Raw genomic sequence first — 15,694 nt, 5'->3', positions numbered from 1 at the left:
CTTTTATTTTTTCATGATATACTAGATGCACTAGGAGGGGTAAAATGACTGAGTTTACTCATATTAATCAACAAGGCCACGCCAAAATGGTCGATGTATCAGACAAACAAATTACAAAAAGAACTGCTGTCGCTCATTCAAGCATTACTGTAAATGAAACTATTTTTAAGCAGATTTCTAATAACACCAATACCAAAGGCAATGTATTGAACACTGCTCAAATCGCTGGTATTATGGCTGCCAAAAATACATCAACAATTATTCCGATGTGCCATCCATTACCATTGACTGGCATAGATGTTCACTTCAGCTGGGATGAAACAAATGCACCCCTTTATACTTTAAACATTCAAACAACTGTCTCTACAACTGGCAAAACCGGTGTTGAAATGGAAGCTTTAACCGCTGCATCAGCAACGGCTTTAACCATTTACGACATGACGAAAGCAGTTGATAAAGGTATGATTATTGGCGAAACCTACCTTGAAAGCAAGTCTGGCGGTAAATCTGGAGATTTTCAACGCCAATCAAATCAATAAATTATTTTGTAAGCTCATGAATCAGATGATTTAATTCTGGTTTAATGAGCTTTTCTAATGCTAATTTAACTGCGCCTGTTGATCCTGGAATCGAAAATATCAATTTATTATTAACTGTACCTGCTACAGCGCGAGACAATAATGCACGCGTGCCAACATCTTCAACATAACTCAAATATCTAAACAATTCCCCAAAGCCTTCTATCTCTTTAGTTAAAAGTGGTTTTACTGCTTCAATCGTCACATCACGTTGTGCAATACCTGTTCCACCAGTCGTAATGATGACATCAATATCTTCTTCTAACCACTTCTTCACCTGCGTCGTGATGGCTACTTTTTCATCTTTCACAATTGTATAATGTGCGTCACTCACTTCAACGTCATCTGCTTGTAATAGTTGGCGCACGCATTGACCACCTTTATCTGTATCAAAGTCTCTAGTATCTGATACCGTTAGTACGGCTGCTTTAACTGTACGATTCAATTTAACGTTTTGATGTTCGCCCATAATATTACACTCCTTTTGTCTTATCTTTTTTTATCCAAACAATAAATTCATTAGATGTGTGGCATCTGATGTGCGTGTCATGCCATGTATTAAAAACCTTCCACCTTTAAAAGCAACAATGCGGTGTCCTTTAAATTCAAACATAACCATATACGAATTACTGCGATAATTTAGTTGATGTTGTTTTAAAAATTGAACAAGAATGTCGTGTGTAATTGATGCATTTTCATACTGTACAGTGTCTCTACCACACAATGTTGCATAACGTTGTTCATTCTTGTTTAAATACGGATAACTTGGTACATCTCCACAAGTTGTACAGTCTGAACGTTGCATTTTACTGAAACCAAATGAATAATGACTACCTTCCCAAATATCACCATAAGTTATTTTTGTGTCAATTGGTTGTTCCGTTAATACTTTCATCGCATCTCTTAATTGTAAACTTGTTGCCATCGTCACGGCAGGTTGAATGACCCCTACTGTATCACATGTTAAATTTAATGCTGGCAATTGTGGTACCAAACAGTTAAAGCAAGGTGTTTTACCAGGTATAAATGCAGCTTCTGTATATGTACTCTGTACAACACCACCATAAATCCAAGGTACACGATGTTTATATGCAAAATCATTAATCAGTTGTCGTGTTTCAAAGTTATCGGTTGCATCAATAATAACGTCAACGTCCTGTCCATGTGTTTCCAAAAAATAATAATCCACATGGGCAATATAATCATCAATATCAACATCACTACGTAACGCTAGCAAATGCTTTTTAGCTGCAACCACTTTAGGCATCATTTTCAAAGCATCTTCTTCAGTAAACAATGTTTGTCTTTGTAAATTACTAAATTCAATATAATCTCTATCAACAATGATTAGTTTAGCAATGCCTGCTCTAACAAGTCCTTCGGCCACATGTGTACCTAATGCGCCCATACCAATAATCAACGCACATTTTTGACTTATTTTGCTTTGACCTATTTCACCTATTTGTTTAAATAAAATTTGCCTTGAATAACGTTCTTGACTCACATTAAGTTATCCTTTCTTTTTATCATTACTTTCATTATATGACGCGCGTCAATGTCTCTCAAAAAAACTGCCCCTAAAAAAGAGTTTAAAACATCATTAAAATGCTGATAGAAGCATTCACTTCTACAATTTTAAATACGTTCTAAACTCTTTAATGGCAAATAAATGATTACCCAATTGTAATAATTTCATGAGCCATTTGTTCTGCTTCATAGTTTGAATGTGTCACAAATATGATTGGTATTTGCCATTCGTTGAAAATACGTTTAACTAATGTAATACTCTCATCTTTTGTAGTATCATCCAAACTAGAAAAAGGTTCATCTAATAAAATTAAATCTGGTTTCGTGCTAAGTGCACGTGCAAGTGCTACACGTTGTGCCTCTCCACCTGACAATGTCATAGGATATTGTTTCATCAAATGATCAATGTTTAAAGTTTGAATTAATTGATCGATGTGTTCAGATGGTTCAGCCATAAAAGTAATATTTTTATAGACCGTCATATTAGGAAACAATTGGTAGTCTTGAAACAGATATCCAATACGTCGTTGTTGAATTTTAACATTCACGTTTTTTGCCGTATCAGTAAGTAATTGCCCATTCACTTCGATAATAGCTTCATCTGCTTTACGTAATCCGGCAATCATATTTAAAACAGTAGTTTTACCAATGCCAGATGGACCACGAACTGCATAAATTTTTGGTTCAGTATCATCTATATTGATGCGAATTAAAGTGTTCTTTAATTGATATTTCACATTGATTTTAAGCATCTAGTCGACCTCCTTATATTTATCTTTATTCAATAAATTAATTGTAGATATAACCACAATAGAGAATGCGACTAGCACTAATACCCATAACCACGCTTCATTTTCTCTACCTTGTTCCACTAAGAAGTATATTTCTAAAGGTAGTGTATTCGTTTTATTTGGAATATATCCTGCAACCATTAATGTAGCACCAAACTCACCTAATGCACGAGCAAAACTCATCATTATACCTGCTAAAATAGAGCGTTTAGCTAATGGTAAAATTAATTTGAGGAAAATTTTCGTTTCACTTGCTCCCATTGTTCTAGCTGTATTAATCATTTTCGTGTCTATACCTCTGAAGCCTTGCACAGTATGTTGATACATTAGTGGAAAACTAACAATGACAGATGCTATCACAGCACCTGTCAAAGTGAACACTACAGGTAAATGTAGTACATTCGCAAAGAATTGACCGATTGGTCCTCTTGGCGAGAAGATGATTAATAGAATAAAACCTAATACCGTTGGCGGCAAAACAATAGGTAATATCAATAAACTTTCCAATACTTTAACCCACGAACCCTTACGACGATACAACCATTTAGATATAAAAATACCTAAAACCGTTACAATAATCGTACTGATTACAGCAACTCGTATTGATATCCAAAAAGGTGTTAAGTCAGGCATGGATTACAACTCCTTATGCTGCAAAGTGGTATTCTTTTAGTATTTCTTTAGCTTTATCTGATTTTAAGAATTCCATCCACTCTTTTGCTAATTTACTATCTGATGTAGCACCAGCTTCGTATGTGATTGGCTTCTTAAGTTCTACTTCTTTAATTACTTTTACAGTATCAATTTTTTTATTTTGTTTATATAAGTCAGTTTTATACACAAAACCTTGTTTCGCATTACCCTTTTCAACATAATTTAATACTTGTTTTACATCTTTAGCATAAACGATTTTACTTTCGACTTCTTTAAATAAGTTATTGTTATCTAAATACTGTTTCGCATATTTTCCTGCTGGTACAGTTTTCACTTCACCTAATGCTAATTTATCATTGTCTTTTAAGTCTTTTACTGAAGTGTAATTTGAATCTTTATCACCAATTAATACTAGACTATTTTTCGCATATTTATATGTATCATGCGCTTTATTCTTGTCTTTTAATGCATCTACATCTTTAGTATTTGCAGACATAAATACGTCAACAGGTGCGCCTGATTCAATTTGTTTTCTTAATGCCCCTGATCCACCATAGTTAAATTTAATATCAGCATTTTTATGCTCTTTTTTAAATTCTGAAGCTAATTTCTTGGTTACATCTGTTAAACTTGCTGCCGCTGCAACTTGAATCTCTTGTTTCTTACCATTGTCTGCGTCATCTTTTTTACTTTCATTATTATCGTTAGAATTAGAGCAACCAGCTAATACTAAAAGCATTGCAATCACAACAGCAAATAAACGTTTCATTATGAAATACCCCCAATTATTAAATATTTACACTCTCATTATACACTTACTATTATATTTGAAAAGAACCGTTGCCTGTTTATATATTGATTCAAACAATTGTCAAATTTGCATAAGATTGATATTTATTAATTGATCCCCTAGTATGTATACTCTCGAATTCAATTTAAATCAAACAGATTGCTCGCTATTAATTTTTATAAATCAAATTTCAAACTTAAGCAAATATGTTAAAATTTTAAGCAAATTGCTTTAAAATAAAGTTTAAGCTAATTAAAGGGGTTAGATAATGAACAAAGATGTATCTTTAGGTCAACCAATTGTTAGATATGAAGATGGAAAATTATTCAATACAACAGATCAATATGTGACAGAATTTCCACTTACAATTATGGTGAATGGTGAAGAATTTGCGACTGTTATATGCAGTCCAACAAACCTTGAGGAGTTAGTCATTGGATTTCTGGCTTCGGAAGGTGCCATTTTAAAGCGAGATGAATTAAAATCTGTGCTGATTGATGATAGTAAAGGTTTTGCCCATGTTGAACTTAATAAAGATTTAGGCGATCGCTTTCAATATTCCACAAAACGAATGATTGCATCTTGTTGTGGAAAGAGTCGTGAGTTTTATTTTCAAAATGATGCTGCTATCGCTAAAACATCTATGTCTAAAATCACTTTAACTCCAATGCAAATTATTAACATGATGACTCGATTACAAAGTGCAAGTCATATTTACCAAGAAACAGGTGGCTTACATAATGCTGCTATAAGCGATGGTTTGACATTTTTTGTACATCGACAAGACATTGGTAGACATAACGCTCTAGATAAATTATATGGATTTTGTATTCAGCGACATATTACTGTCCGAGATAAAGTATTAATTTTTAGTGGACGTATTTCATCAGAAATTTTAATTAAAGCCGCAAAAATTGGTGTTGGCGTCATTTTATCTAAATCAGCTCCGACAACGCTTGCTGTAACCTTAGCTAATGACCTAAATATTACGGCAGTTGGATTTATTCGAAATGGTGGCTTTAATATATACAGTCATTCAGAACGTATCATTGATTCTGAACAATAACATATTCATTATAGTGTGTCATAATGAACGATATTCTACATGAATCAACAATTTAAACGCACTATTTTTATAAGTATAAGTAGCTCAAAACAATTTAAAAAGCAGTAAGTTGATTTCTACTCGAAACCAGCTTACTGCTTTTTTATTCTAATACAAACCTATCATCAATCGTTAATTGCCAATATCTTCTTTTAATATTTGATAACAAAATGATTGGTAAACATAACCTTGCTTTGCATACATATCTTTTGCTGTATCTTCACCATCTGCAACTAATATGATTGGTTTGTGATTTTTTGATATGGCGTATTCACCTATCAACGATTGAATTGTAGATCCAATTCCTTGGTGCCGAAATTGTTCTAATACACCAAATCCATCTAATTCAATGTAATTTTCACTTTCAATGACATCTACAACGCCAATAGGTTCATTATTTAAATAAGCTACTAAGCGTTTAATCACATCTTTTTGATAATGTTCCCTTACCATTTCTTCATGTGCATCTGCATAGTCTTTTCCAAATGGCAGACTAAACTGATATGCAACTTTTAAATAGGCATCTATATGCGACTCGTCAACGATGGCAATTTCAACGTCAGAGTTACGCGGCAAATTAGCAAGCGCATCACTTTCTATGGCATACAATTCCATAATACCTAGTTCAAAATTCATATCTTTAAACATAGCCATCCAATGATTATCAAGTTGTTCATTTTCCGGGAAACTAAACGCATAATGATTTGAACCTTGATTTGTATGTAATTGATGTTGACGTTCTAAGTCTTTCAGCCATCGCTCTTGGGTAGGCGTCTTTTTATATATCCATGTGTTGCTTGTGTATCGTTGTGGAAAAGAAGGCGTTAAATAAATTAACTGCTCGTCGTCATTTTCAAATATAGTGCCGTTACAATATATATCTGACATACTTATACTAGCCATTGACACCTACTCCTTTCACTTTTATAAATTTCAAAGCAACTTATTCAATTACTTTATTATCTTAACTTAAATATGATTATTTTAATCCCATAATTTGACGAAACTGCGAGTGATTAAGTAAAGCTGTACCAATCAAACTTGCTACAATTGCTTTTAATATATCACCAGGCAAATAAGCTAATGAAATTGAAATAGCTTTCGTAAATGGTATGTTAATAATCATGCCCATAATCAATGTACCAATAACATCTAATGCTATAACACCAAAAACTAAAATACCAACGAATAAAATCCAGAAATTAATTTCATTGATGAATCTATCACGAATCGCACCAATCATGAATGCTACAACTGGATATAATAGTAAAAACCCTGCTGAAGGACCTGCGAATACACCAATGCCACCGCGACCGCCTGATAACAGTGGCAAGCCAGCAACTACTAATAATAAAAAGACGATAACACTTAATGTGCCATATTTACGTCCTAAAATCACACCTGCTAAGAAAATACCAATGTTTTGAAGTACAATTGGTACTGAAGAAAATGGTAGTGGAATTACCGGTACCAATCCTAAAATAGCGATAATCGCTGTCATTAAAGCTGTATATACTAACTGTTTTGTTGTCATTTTTTACTTCCTTTCGTATTTCATGACCATTATTATAGCACCATTGTAAACTTTAAGAAACGAAAAGTTTACAATAAGTTGTTCTATATAAATTAAAACCTTAATTATTCTACACAGCTGTTAATTTACTTTTTTAGCAAGTGCAGTTATATAATCAAAAAATGCGTTGTTATCTACATGATTTATGACATTAATTTTGCGCCCATCTTTACACTCAAATGTCTTACCTTGACTTGGTCCATAACTTATTACATCGACTTTTTTCTCAATTGAATGAACCAAGTCCTTGTTACCAATATAAGCAGTCGTTAAAACATCCCATAAAAAGTAAGTAGAATTTGTTATAAAGTGTGTTAATGGTGGTACCGCTGCATAACTTACTCCTAAAAAATCAATGCCCGTATATTGGCGTTCATTCGCCCATCTTTGTCTAACATCTAACGTTAACGGTACTTGATTCGTACTTTCTAAAGCAACCATATCAATCTCTATATCGCTATCAAAAACAATTTTAACCGCTTCTGGATCCCAATATGCATTCCATTCTGCAGAACCATCATGCTCAGGTTCTTCAACATTTCCTTTTGGTAAAAAGGTACCACCCATCCAAACTAATTTTTCTATATACTGAACGATAGATGAATCTTTTTGTAGTGCTTTTGCTAAATCTGTAAGCGGGCCTGTAAATAATAATGTTACTTTTTCTGATTGTCTCTTTAAAGTTTGAATAATGTCTTCAAAGGCTTCTTTGTCGCTCACATTTGAAGCAACATGTTTGACTGGCTCATTTAAAATTGGCAATGCGTCCATAAAAAAGGCATGCATACGCCATTCTTTAGGAAATGGATTTTTTCCTCGTTCATATGATGGCGCAACTTGAATATCTTCATTTGAAAAACGATTAATAATTTTTACTGATGCGCTCAAAGATGGCTCTAAATAACAATCAGCACCAATTGTACTGACCCCTATCAATTGAACGTTTTCCATTTGTAATAATAAAAATAGAGACACTAAATCATCTACACCACCATCATGGTTAAAATAAACTTTCTTAGTCACTCGAAATCCCCCTTACATTTCATTTTCCATTAACAATATTATGTTTTTATAAAACGTTGTTATATATCTTTCTACAAAATCATAACATTCTGTTGTAATCCTTTTAAACCTCTTCTTTTATTGATAGCCATTCCCTGATATCCCTTCCATAAAGTATGCACTAAAATAATTATGATATAACTTATTAATAAAGAGATACATTGGGCTATTTTCTCAGGTATACTACTATAGCTATAATAATACTAATCTATCATTAATTAAATTGAACGATAACAACGGCACTTATTATTTAAAAAAATACAAATATCTAACTTTCTAGCTATAAAAATAAGAGCCTAATACAATATCAAAAGATTGATATGTTTCAGACTCTCATTTCACTAACTTATATAGCTGAATTATTTTGCAGCTTTAATTAATTTTTCTTTTAAATCTTTACGCATGAAATCTAATGTATAAGGATCGTTGTACCAGTATGTACCAGCATCAACTTTAACAATATGTCCTTCTTTAGTAGCTTTCAAATTCTTCCACATGTTTGTTGATTCATATCCTGGTGTAGGTTTACCTTCACTTGTACTCACAATGTAATCACCAGCATATTTTTCAATTTCTTCTTGTTTCACTTCAGCCCAACCTGCTTTTGCAGTTAACTTTTGTTGTTCTGGTTGCATTTTTAAACCAAATGCTTGATATAATACTTCTCCACCACGACCCCAGTTATCGCCGTAAGTGTATAATTTTTTATCAAATTCATCAAACAATGACACTGTTGCATCTTGTCCAATTGCTTTTTTAATTTCTTTACCGTCTTTAGCAGTTGTTTCTTCCCAATCTTTCTTCCAAGCTTTTACTTTATCTTCTTTACCAACAATTTTCCCTAACATTTCTTGTTGTTCTAAATATTTATGCTTATTATAGTCAACAACTACTGTTGGTGCTACTTTTTGATATTTTTTAATATCTTTGTCAGTAGAGTATACAATAATTAAATCTGGCTTTTCTTTAGCAACTTTTTCTACATCGCCATCACCAATTTTTGTAACACCTTTAAATTTATCTTTTAATACTTTGCTTTGATCGACTTGTTGATTTACAGCTACAATGTTTGCACCTAATTTTTTAAGTCCACCAGCATATGTTGGCGCAACTACTGCAATGCGTTTAGGGTCTTTCGGAATATCTACCGTTTTGCCATCGTCCATTTTATAAGATTTAGTTTCAGCTTTGTTATTTTTTTCACCTTGGTTCCCACACGCAGCTAACACTAATAACATAATTATTAATGGTAATAATAGTTTTTTCATAATTTCCTCCTATTGAAAATGATTATCAATTATTCCAAAATTATACAAGATTGCATATACATTTACAATAGCTAGTGCTATTTATTTTTTTATTTTCGCAAAAAATTTAGCAAAATATCTTAACATCCCTATAAATCCCCACAAAAAAGGGTAAATCCGAACGTCAAATTTCATCTCTTTATGCCAATCAACGATCGATTTACCTTTTTAAATTTAAAATGTATCTGTAATACTCTTAGCAATATTTGTATATGCTGCATCTTCCATAGGTGGATTGTGTAATCCTGCACGCATGTCACGATAGTAACGTTGTAATGGTCGATTCATTTCTAAGCTTTTAGCACCAACTATTCTCATCGCTAAATCAATCACTTCAAGCCCTTGATTCATTACCATCACTTTACTCGCACTTGTTGGATTTCTTATCTGACTGTCATCTTTATATTGTTGATACCCTTTTGCTGTACTCCATAAAAATTGTCTCGCACATAACAATAGCGTTTCCATTTTCCCTAAATTTTGTTGCACAGTTGGCAATGTTGCAATCGTTCCTTCAATACTATTAGGGCTATGTTGGATTGCAAAGTCTACAGCATAATTTCTAGCAGCTTGTGCTATACCTAAATAACAGCTTGGTATATGCAATATCCAACCATTTGGCGCTTTACTTTTCTCTGTTTCCACTAAATGTTTTAATGGTACTTTTACATCATTTAATATTAAATCATGACTTTCTGTCGCTCGCATACCTAATACGTCCCAATTATCGGCAATTTCAACACCAGGCAAATTCCTGTCTACTAAGAAAAAACCAACACTTTCTAATTCTTCTATATAAGCAGCAACAATAATATGTGTTAGTGCTTTACTCATTGATGTATATGTCTTCACACCATTTAAAATATACCCATCATCAGCTTTAACAGCATGTGTACTTGGTCTTCCCCCTCTTGTTGGACTACCCATTTCAGCTTCACTAACTGCTCTATTAACTAATGCACCATTATTAATTTCAACAGCAAATTGCTCCAACATATCTTGAGACCATAATTTCTGTTCATAAATTTGTCCTACGACACTCACATGCCAACCAATAGATAATGCTGTGGCACCATCAAGTTCGCCTAAAAATGATTGCAAAATAACCATGTCTTCTATGGTCGCACCTTCACCACCATATGCTTTTGGTAACGTTAATTTTCCATAACCTTCTTTAATTAACCATTCAATATTTTTATATGGAAATTGGCTATGTTGATCATTATATTCAGCTTTAGCCTTAAATGTATCTCTAATTACTTTGAATTTTTCAATCCATTTTCTTTGAATTTCCGTTGTTATTAAAAAGGAATTATCCATATCATTCATATTAGTCACCCCACACAACACACAATATAAATTATTTATTCCTAGTTTAACACTCGACTTTAAAAATAAAAAGGAACGTGCTGTGAACAATTAAAAGAAAACTGATAATTCGATTAAGTATGCACTTAATTTTATCCATAAAAATACACCTTAAACTATACAATTCGCTGTATAGTTTAAGGTGATATTCAAACAATATTAGGTTTGATTTAACTATCAAGCATCTACTTTGTCATGTTTAATACCAGCAAATAATAAAATCCATGTCACGATAATAAATGGCAATGTTAATGCAGGTAAGCCAAACGGTTCAAGCAATGTTGTTGTACCTAGTTGCACCACTACTGTTAATAACACACCTAAAAAAGTCGAAATATAAGGGTTAATCGCTGTTTTAAATGTATATCCTAGTGCGATTGCCATTAATACAAAGTTATAACCGAATAATCCCTGATTAATATCATCATAATTACCACCTAATAGAGCTACAATGATAAAGCTTAACAAACTAGCTATAACAGCTAAGAGTGTTGCTTTTCTTGATGCTATCAATATGCCGATTAAAATACATACGCCACCAATTACACTCGCTTCGATAAATACTTGACTGAATCCTTCAAATAATGACTGAATGAAATGTATTCTATCATTGTTGCTAAAATTAACCGTTTCAATGTTTTGAGGCATTAACTTTAACGATGTATCTACAAATTTAACCTGTCCTGAAAGTAAAATTGTAAACCAAGTCACAATGACAAAAGGCATCGTCAGCATCGGAACTTTATATGGTCTTAAAACTTCTCTCACTGCAGCAGCAACTGGTAACGTTAATAAAGTTGCTATCATTGTTATAACAATATCTAATCCTGACTTATCTAAAAAGATTGTTAACGCAATGGCAGTTAGCACTGGATTAAATCCAGCTAACCCATCATTAATCTCTGCCTCACTATAATTTATAAAACGCGCAAAAGTATAGGCGATGATGCTACCTACAATAGCCGCTAATCCAATTGTCCAATCGGCTACAAATAATCCTATTAAGATAAATAATCCTGTCCATTTATTACTAATTAACACAACCTGAGATATATTTTTCAAAAGCACATCTATTATCTTCAAATCTTTCACCTTTCCTTTGAATCATTACTCATTAATATACTACTATTCTATGAAAAGTTATATTAAAAACTATTTTGGTTTTTACATAAATATATTCCACTATTTGTTTTCGATTAGATTGTTTGCTTTAATATCGGATATGCTAAAAATATAATTTTCTAATTACACATTGAACTTTGTATATTACTTGTTTATCACAACAATTAGGATTAATATAAATTTTGTAAATTGTATCTAATATGAAATTGGGGGTTTTAATTTGCATTTTACACAACGAGAGCAAGACAAATTAATGATTGTAGTGGCGGCGGAAGTTGCACGTCGTCGTAAAGCACGTGGTTTGAAACTAAATCATCCTGAGGCATTAGCTTTAATCAGCGATGAATTATTAGAAGGTGCACGCGATGGTAAGACCGTTGCAGAGTTAATGAGTTATGGTAGACAAATTCTAAACAAAGAAGATGTCATGGATGGTGTCGAACACATGATTACAGATATCGAAATCGAGGCTACGTTCCCCGATGGTACTAAGTTAATCACAGTACATCACCCTATTGTTTAAAGGAGGCAGTCAAATGATACCTGGAGAAATTATTACAAAAAGTACAGAGGTTGAAATTAATAACCATCATCCTGAAACAGTTATCGAAGTTGAAAATACAGGAGATCGACCAATTCAAGTGGGCTCACATTTTCATTTTTATGAAGCAAATGCAGCATTAGATTTCGAACGTGAAATGGCATATGGAAAACATTTAGATATCCCAGCTGGAGCAGCTGTCCGATTTGAACCTGGGGATAAAAAAGAAGTTCAATTAGTTGAATATGCTGGCAAACGTAAAATTTTTGGTTTTCGTGGTATGGTCAATGGTCCTATCGATGAGTCACGTGTCTATCGCCCAACTGATGAAAATGATGAATATGCAGGTGTATTCGGAGATAACGGTGCTGAAAACGTGAATAAAAAAGGAGGAAAAAGATCATGAGCTTTAAAATGACGCAAAATCAATATACGAGCTTATACGGTCCAACTGTTGGAGATTCCATTCGTTTAGGTGATACGAATCTATTTGCTCAAATAGAAAAAGACTATGCGGTTTATGGTGAAGAAGCTACTTTTGGTGGTGGTAAATCTATTAGAGACGGTATGGCGCAAAATCCTCGTGTAACACGTGATGACGTGAACGTTGCAGACCTTGTCATTTCTAATGCCGTTATTATCGATTACGATAAAGTGGTTAAAGCTGATATAGGCATTAAAAATGGTTATATTTTCGCCATAGGTAATGCCGGCAACCCAGATATAATGGATAATGTCGACATTATTATAGGTTCAACAACAGATATCATTGCCGCTGAAGGTAAAATCGTCACTGCTGGTGGTATTGATACTCATGTTCATTTTATTAATCCTGAACAAGCAGAGGTCGCATTAGAAAGTGGCATTACGACTCATATTGGTGGTGGTACTGGTGCTTCAGAAGGTTCTAAAGCAACAACTGTAACTCCAGGTCCATGGCATATTCATAGAATGTTAGAAGCTGCCGAAGGTTTACCGATTAATGTCGGTTTTACAGGTAAAGGACAAGCAACAAATCCAACTGCACTCATTGAACAAATCAATGCCGGAGCAATTGGATTAAAAGTACATGAAGACTGGGGTGCAACACCATCTGCTTTGAGTCATGCATTAGATGTTGCTGATGAATTTGATGTTCAAATTGCATTACATGCAGATACTTTAAATGAAGCAGGATTTATGGAAGACACAATGGCTGCTGTTAAAGACCGTGTACTTCATATGTACCATACTGAAGGTGCTGGTGGCGGTCATGCGCCTGATTTAATTAAATCAGCTGCATTTTCAAATATTTTACCTTCATCTACAAATCCAACTTTGCCTTATACACATAATACTGTAGATGAACATTTAGATATGGTAATGATTACTCACCATTTAAATGCGGCTATTCCTGAAGATATCGCATTCGCAGATTCACGTATTCGTAAAGAAACGATTGCAGCAGAAGATGTTCTGCAAGATATGGGTGTATTCAGTATGATTAGTTCCGATTCACAAGCAATGGGCCGTGTAGGTGAAGTAATTACACGAACATGGCAAGTAGCACATCGCATGAAAGAACAACGTGGTCCTTTAGATGGTGATTTTGAACATAATGATAATAATCGCATCAAACGTTATATCGCTAAATATACAATTAACCCAGCAATTACACATGGTATTTCTGAATATGTAGGATCTATCGAGCCGGGCAAACTAGCTGATATTGTCTTATGGGACCCAATTTTCTTTGGGGTTAAACCTGAATTAGTTGTAAAGGGCGGATTAATTAACTCTGCCGTAAATGGCGATGCAAATGGTTCTATACCTACATCTGAACCGATGAAGTACCGTAAAATGTATGGTCAATACGGCGGAAACCTTACAAGTACGTCAATGACATTCGTGTCTAAAACTGCTTATGAAAATGGTATCAATCGTGCATTAAATTTAAAACGCATGGTGCGTCCAGTTAAAAATATTAGACAATTATCTAAAGCAGATATGAAAAATAACAGCGCAACACCTAAATTAGACGTTGATCCACAAACATATGAAGTATATGTAGATGGAGAAAAAATTACAAGTAATGCAGCAACTGAGTTACCATTAACTCAAAGATACTTCTTATTCTAGGAGGAACATAGAATGATTGTTGAAGAAATCCAAGGCAATATTGCCAATTTGTCAAATTCAGAAAAACAAAAGCACGTCGAAAAAGTATACCTTGAAAATTCAGATCTTGTTAAACGTATTCAAAGAGTCGTTACAGACCATGGCACTGAAATAGGCATTCGTTTAAAACAACCTATTGACTTACAATATGGAGATATTTTATACGCAGATGACCATAATATGATTATTTTGGATGTTAATTCAGAAGATCTTTTAGTGATTCAACCAAGAACATTGCAAGAAATGGGAGATATAGCCCATCAATTAGGAAATCGTCATTTGCCAGCACAATTTACAGAGACTGAAATGCTAGTACAATATGATTATTTAGTTGAAGATTTATTAAAAAGTTTAGGCATCCCATATGTTCGAGAAGACCGTAAAGTTAATAAGGCTTTCAGACATATAGGGCATTCTCATGATTGATCATACACACTTAAGATTATTTCAGTTCTGTGATTCACAGTTTCCAACAGGTGCTTTCAGTCATTCATTTGGTCTTGAAACATATATTCAACGAAATATAATTCATGACGATCATACTTTTATTGCTTGGTTAAAAATGTTTTTACAAGAGCAACTTACCTATTCTGATGGTTTAGCCATGCGTTTAGTTTATGATGCATTGGAAAATGATGATACACAAAAAGTATTACACATAGATAAACTGATGTTTGTTCAAAACTTACCTAAAGAAACACGTGTTGGTGCAAAACAAATGGGGACTCGCATGGTTAAATTGGCTTTAGAACTTTATAATAGCCCATGGATTGCTTGGTATCATCAACAAATGCAAGATAAGAAAGCAAAGTTAAATCCAGCTATTTGTTTTACTATGCTAGGCCATCATTTAGGTGTAGATATTGAAACGATTATTGATTACTATTTATATCAAAATGTTTCAAGTTTAACTCAAAATGCTGTTCGTGCTATTCCACTTGGACAAACTGCTGGTCAAAAGATAGTTACTCACATGATTCCTTATATAGAAGGAACAAGAAAGCAGATTTTCGAATTAAAAGAAGCAGATTTTGGCATGACAGCGCCTGGTTTAGAACTAAATCAAATGGCGCATGAGAACGTCAATGTTAGAATTTTCATATCATAGGAGGTTATAAT

18 protein-coding genes are annotated in these 15,694 nt (G+C 33.5%); 7 read left to right on the top strand and 11 right to left on the bottom strand.

From position 1 onward, the window contains the following. Window positions 1-44 precede the first annotated feature (44 nt). Window positions 45-539 carry a cyclic pyranopterin monophosphate synthase MoaC gene (gene moaC, locus JQN76_RS06000; protein WP_000134527.1) on the top strand — a complete coding sequence of 165 codons (495 nt, stop codon included), beginning with the start codon at window positions 45-47 and terminating at the stop codon, window positions 537-539. A 1-nt stretch (window position 540) separates the two neighbouring features. On the opposite strand, the gene JQN76_RS05995 is transcribed toward moaC, so the two are convergent. The 5 genes from JQN76_RS05995 to modA form a co-directional block, all read right to left on the bottom strand. After that, complete coding sequence (locus JQN76_RS05995; protein WP_000503820.1) at window positions 541-1,047, bottom strand: MogA/MoaB family molybdenum cofactor biosynthesis protein; 507 nt, start codon at window positions 1,045-1,047, stop codon at window positions 541-543. 30 nt (window positions 1,048-1,077) lie between these two features. Beyond that, window positions 1,078-2,082, bottom strand: a complete 1,005-nt coding sequence (locus JQN76_RS05990; RefSeq protein WP_000076931.1) for a ThiF family adenylyltransferase — start codon at window positions 2,080-2,082, stop codon at window positions 1,078-1,080. Between the two features lie 169 nt (window positions 2,083-2,251). Further along, window positions 2,252-2,857: an ATP-binding cassette domain-containing protein gene (locus JQN76_RS05985; protein ID WP_000913019.1), complete on the bottom strand. Its 606-nt coding sequence runs from the start codon at window positions 2,855-2,857 to the stop codon at window positions 2,252-2,254. Further along, a complete protein-coding gene (gene modB / locus JQN76_RS05980; protein ID WP_001113093.1) occupies window positions 2,858-3,529 on the bottom strand; it encodes a molybdate ABC transporter permease subunit in 672 nt (223 codons plus the stop codon). A 13-nt stretch (window positions 3,530-3,542) separates the two neighbouring features. Next, complete coding sequence (gene modA / locus JQN76_RS05975; RefSeq protein ID WP_000825082.1) at window positions 3,543-4,319, bottom strand: molybdate ABC transporter substrate-binding protein; 777 nt, start codon at window positions 4,317-4,319, stop codon at window positions 3,543-3,545. Window positions 4,320-4,608: 289 nt separating this feature from the next. On the opposite strand from modA, the gene fdhD reads away from it, so the two are divergent. Next, window positions 4,609-5,406, top strand: a complete 798-nt coding sequence (fdhD, locus tag JQN76_RS05970; RefSeq protein WP_001030826.1) for a formate dehydrogenase accessory sulfurtransferase FdhD — start codon at window positions 4,609-4,611, stop codon at window positions 5,404-5,406. A gap of 171 nt (window positions 5,407-5,577) precedes the next feature. On the opposite strand, the gene JQN76_RS05965 is transcribed toward fdhD, so the two are convergent. The 6 genes from JQN76_RS05965 to yut form a co-directional block, all read right to left on the bottom strand. Further along, window positions 5,578-6,348 (bottom strand): GNAT family N-acetyltransferase, encoded by a 771-nt coding sequence (locus JQN76_RS05965; protein ID WP_000146745.1) that lies wholly within the window; start codon window positions 6,346-6,348, stop codon window positions 5,578-5,580. A gap of 76 nt (window positions 6,349-6,424) precedes the next feature. Further along, window positions 6,425-6,979 carry a biotin transporter BioY gene (locus tag JQN76_RS05960; RefSeq protein ID WP_000208737.1) on the bottom strand — a complete coding sequence of 185 codons (555 nt, stop codon included), beginning with the start codon at window positions 6,977-6,979 and terminating at the stop codon, window positions 6,425-6,427. Between the two features lie 120 nt (window positions 6,980-7,099). Continuing rightward, complete coding sequence (locus JQN76_RS05955; RefSeq protein ID WP_000163416.1) at window positions 7,100-8,041, bottom strand: nucleoside hydrolase; 942 nt, start codon at window positions 8,039-8,041, stop codon at window positions 7,100-7,102. A gap of 398 nt (window positions 8,042-8,439) precedes the next feature. Beyond that, window positions 8,440-9,348: an ABC transporter substrate-binding protein gene (locus JQN76_RS05950; RefSeq protein WP_000735038.1), complete on the bottom strand. Its 909-nt coding sequence runs from the start codon at window positions 9,346-9,348 to the stop codon at window positions 8,440-8,442. A gap of 213 nt (window positions 9,349-9,561) precedes the next feature. Then, complete coding sequence (locus tag JQN76_RS05945) at window positions 9,562-10,716, bottom strand: acyl-CoA dehydrogenase family protein (protein ID WP_000999205.1); 1,155 nt, start codon at window positions 10,714-10,716, stop codon at window positions 9,562-9,564. A gap of 216 nt (window positions 10,717-10,932) precedes the next feature. Beyond that, on the bottom strand, window positions 10,933-11,838 hold the full coding sequence (gene yut, locus JQN76_RS05940; protein WP_000691095.1) for an urea transporter: 906 nt from the start codon (window positions 11,836-11,838) through the stop codon (window positions 10,933-10,935). 259 nt (window positions 11,839-12,097) lie between these two features. Here yut and JQN76_RS05935 point away from each other — a divergent pair, with 259 nt between their 5' ends. Genes JQN76_RS05935 through JQN76_RS05915 form a run of 5 tightly spaced genes read left to right on the top strand, consistent with a single transcriptional unit; the run spans window position 12,098 to window position 15,683 of the window. After that, a complete protein-coding gene (locus tag JQN76_RS05935) occupies window positions 12,098-12,400 on the top strand; it encodes an urease subunit gamma (protein ID WP_000545928.1) in 303 nt (100 codons plus the stop codon). 13 nt (window positions 12,401-12,413) lie between these two features. Next, entirely contained in the window at window positions 12,414-12,824 is a 411-nt protein-coding gene (locus tag JQN76_RS05930) for an urease subunit beta (protein WP_000612128.1), read from the top strand. After that, window positions 12,821-14,536 carry an urease subunit alpha gene (ureC, locus tag JQN76_RS05925; RefSeq protein WP_000008673.1) on the top strand — a complete coding sequence of 572 codons (1,716 nt, stop codon included), beginning with the start codon at window positions 12,821-12,823 and terminating at the stop codon, window positions 14,534-14,536. The genes JQN76_RS05930 and ureC overlap by 4 nt, the downstream gene beginning before the upstream one ends. 12 nt (window positions 14,537-14,548) lie before the next feature. Beyond that, on the top strand, window positions 14,549-15,001 hold the full coding sequence (gene ureE, locus JQN76_RS05920) for an urease accessory protein UreE (RefSeq protein WP_001836617.1): 453 nt from the start codon (window positions 14,549-14,551) through the stop codon (window positions 14,999-15,001). After that, window positions 14,994-15,683 carry an urease accessory protein UreF gene (locus JQN76_RS05915; protein ID WP_000565255.1) on the top strand — a complete coding sequence of 230 codons (690 nt, stop codon included), beginning with the start codon at window positions 14,994-14,996 and terminating at the stop codon, window positions 15,681-15,683. Before ureE ends, JQN76_RS05915 begins: the two co-directional genes overlap by 8 nt. The last annotated feature ends 11 nt before the right edge of the window (window positions 15,684-15,694 follow it).

Origin of the sequence: Staphylococcus sp. SM3655, from assembly GCF_016917315.1 — a bacterium.
Lineage (GTDB): Bacteria > Bacillota > Bacilli > Staphylococcales > Staphylococcaceae > Staphylococcus > Staphylococcus aureus.
The sequence above is the reverse complement of the archived record's forward strand: the minus strand, read 5'-3'. Positions and strand labels throughout refer to the sequence as shown.

Excerpts from the sequence above, each read along its gene's own strand:
- moaC (WP_000134527.1), top strand. The coding sequence starts at position 45 with ATGACTGAGTTTACTCATATTAATCAACAAGGCCACGCCAAAATGGTC.
- JQN76_RS05995 (WP_000503820.1), bottom strand. The coding sequence starts at position 1,047 with ATGGGCGAACATCAAAACGTTAAATTGAATCGTACAGTTAAAGCAGCC.
- JQN76_RS05985 (WP_000913019.1), bottom strand. The coding sequence starts at position 2,857 with ATGCTTAAAATCAATGTGAAATATCAATTAAAGAACACTTTAATTCGC.
- modB (WP_001113093.1), bottom strand. The coding sequence starts at position 3,529 with ATGCCTGACTTAACACCTTTTTGGATATCAATACGAGTTGCTGTAATC.
- modA (WP_000825082.1), bottom strand. The coding sequence starts at position 4,319 with ATGAAACGTTTATTTGCTGTTGTGATTGCAATGCTTTTAGTATTAGCT.
- fdhD (WP_001030826.1), top strand. The coding sequence starts at position 4,609 with ATGAACAAAGATGTATCTTTAGGTCAACCAATTGTTAGATATGAAGAT.
- JQN76_RS05965 (WP_000146745.1), bottom strand. The coding sequence starts at position 6,348 with ATGGCTAGTATAAGTATGTCAGATATATATTGTAACGGCACTATATTT.
- JQN76_RS05960 (WP_000208737.1), bottom strand. The coding sequence starts at position 6,979 with ATGACAACAAAACAGTTAGTATATACAGCTTTAATGACAGCGATTATC.
- JQN76_RS05950 (WP_000735038.1), bottom strand. The coding sequence starts at position 9,348 with ATGAAAAAACTATTATTACCATTAATAATTATGTTATTAGTGTTAGCT.
- JQN76_RS05945 (WP_000999205.1), bottom strand. The coding sequence starts at position 10,716 with ATGAATGATATGGATAATTCCTTTTTAATAACAACGGAAATTCAAAGA.
- JQN76_RS05930 (WP_000612128.1), top strand. The coding sequence starts at position 12,414 with ATGATACCTGGAGAAATTATTACAAAAAGTACAGAGGTTGAAATTAAT.
- ureC (WP_000008673.1), top strand. The coding sequence starts at position 12,821 with ATGAGCTTTAAAATGACGCAAAATCAATATACGAGCTTATACGGTCCA.
- ureE (WP_001836617.1), top strand. The coding sequence starts at position 14,549 with ATGATTGTTGAAGAAATCCAAGGCAATATTGCCAATTTGTCAAATTCA.
- JQN76_RS05915 (WP_000565255.1), top strand. The coding sequence starts at position 14,994 with ATGATTGATCATACACACTTAAGATTATTTCAGTTCTGTGATTCACAG.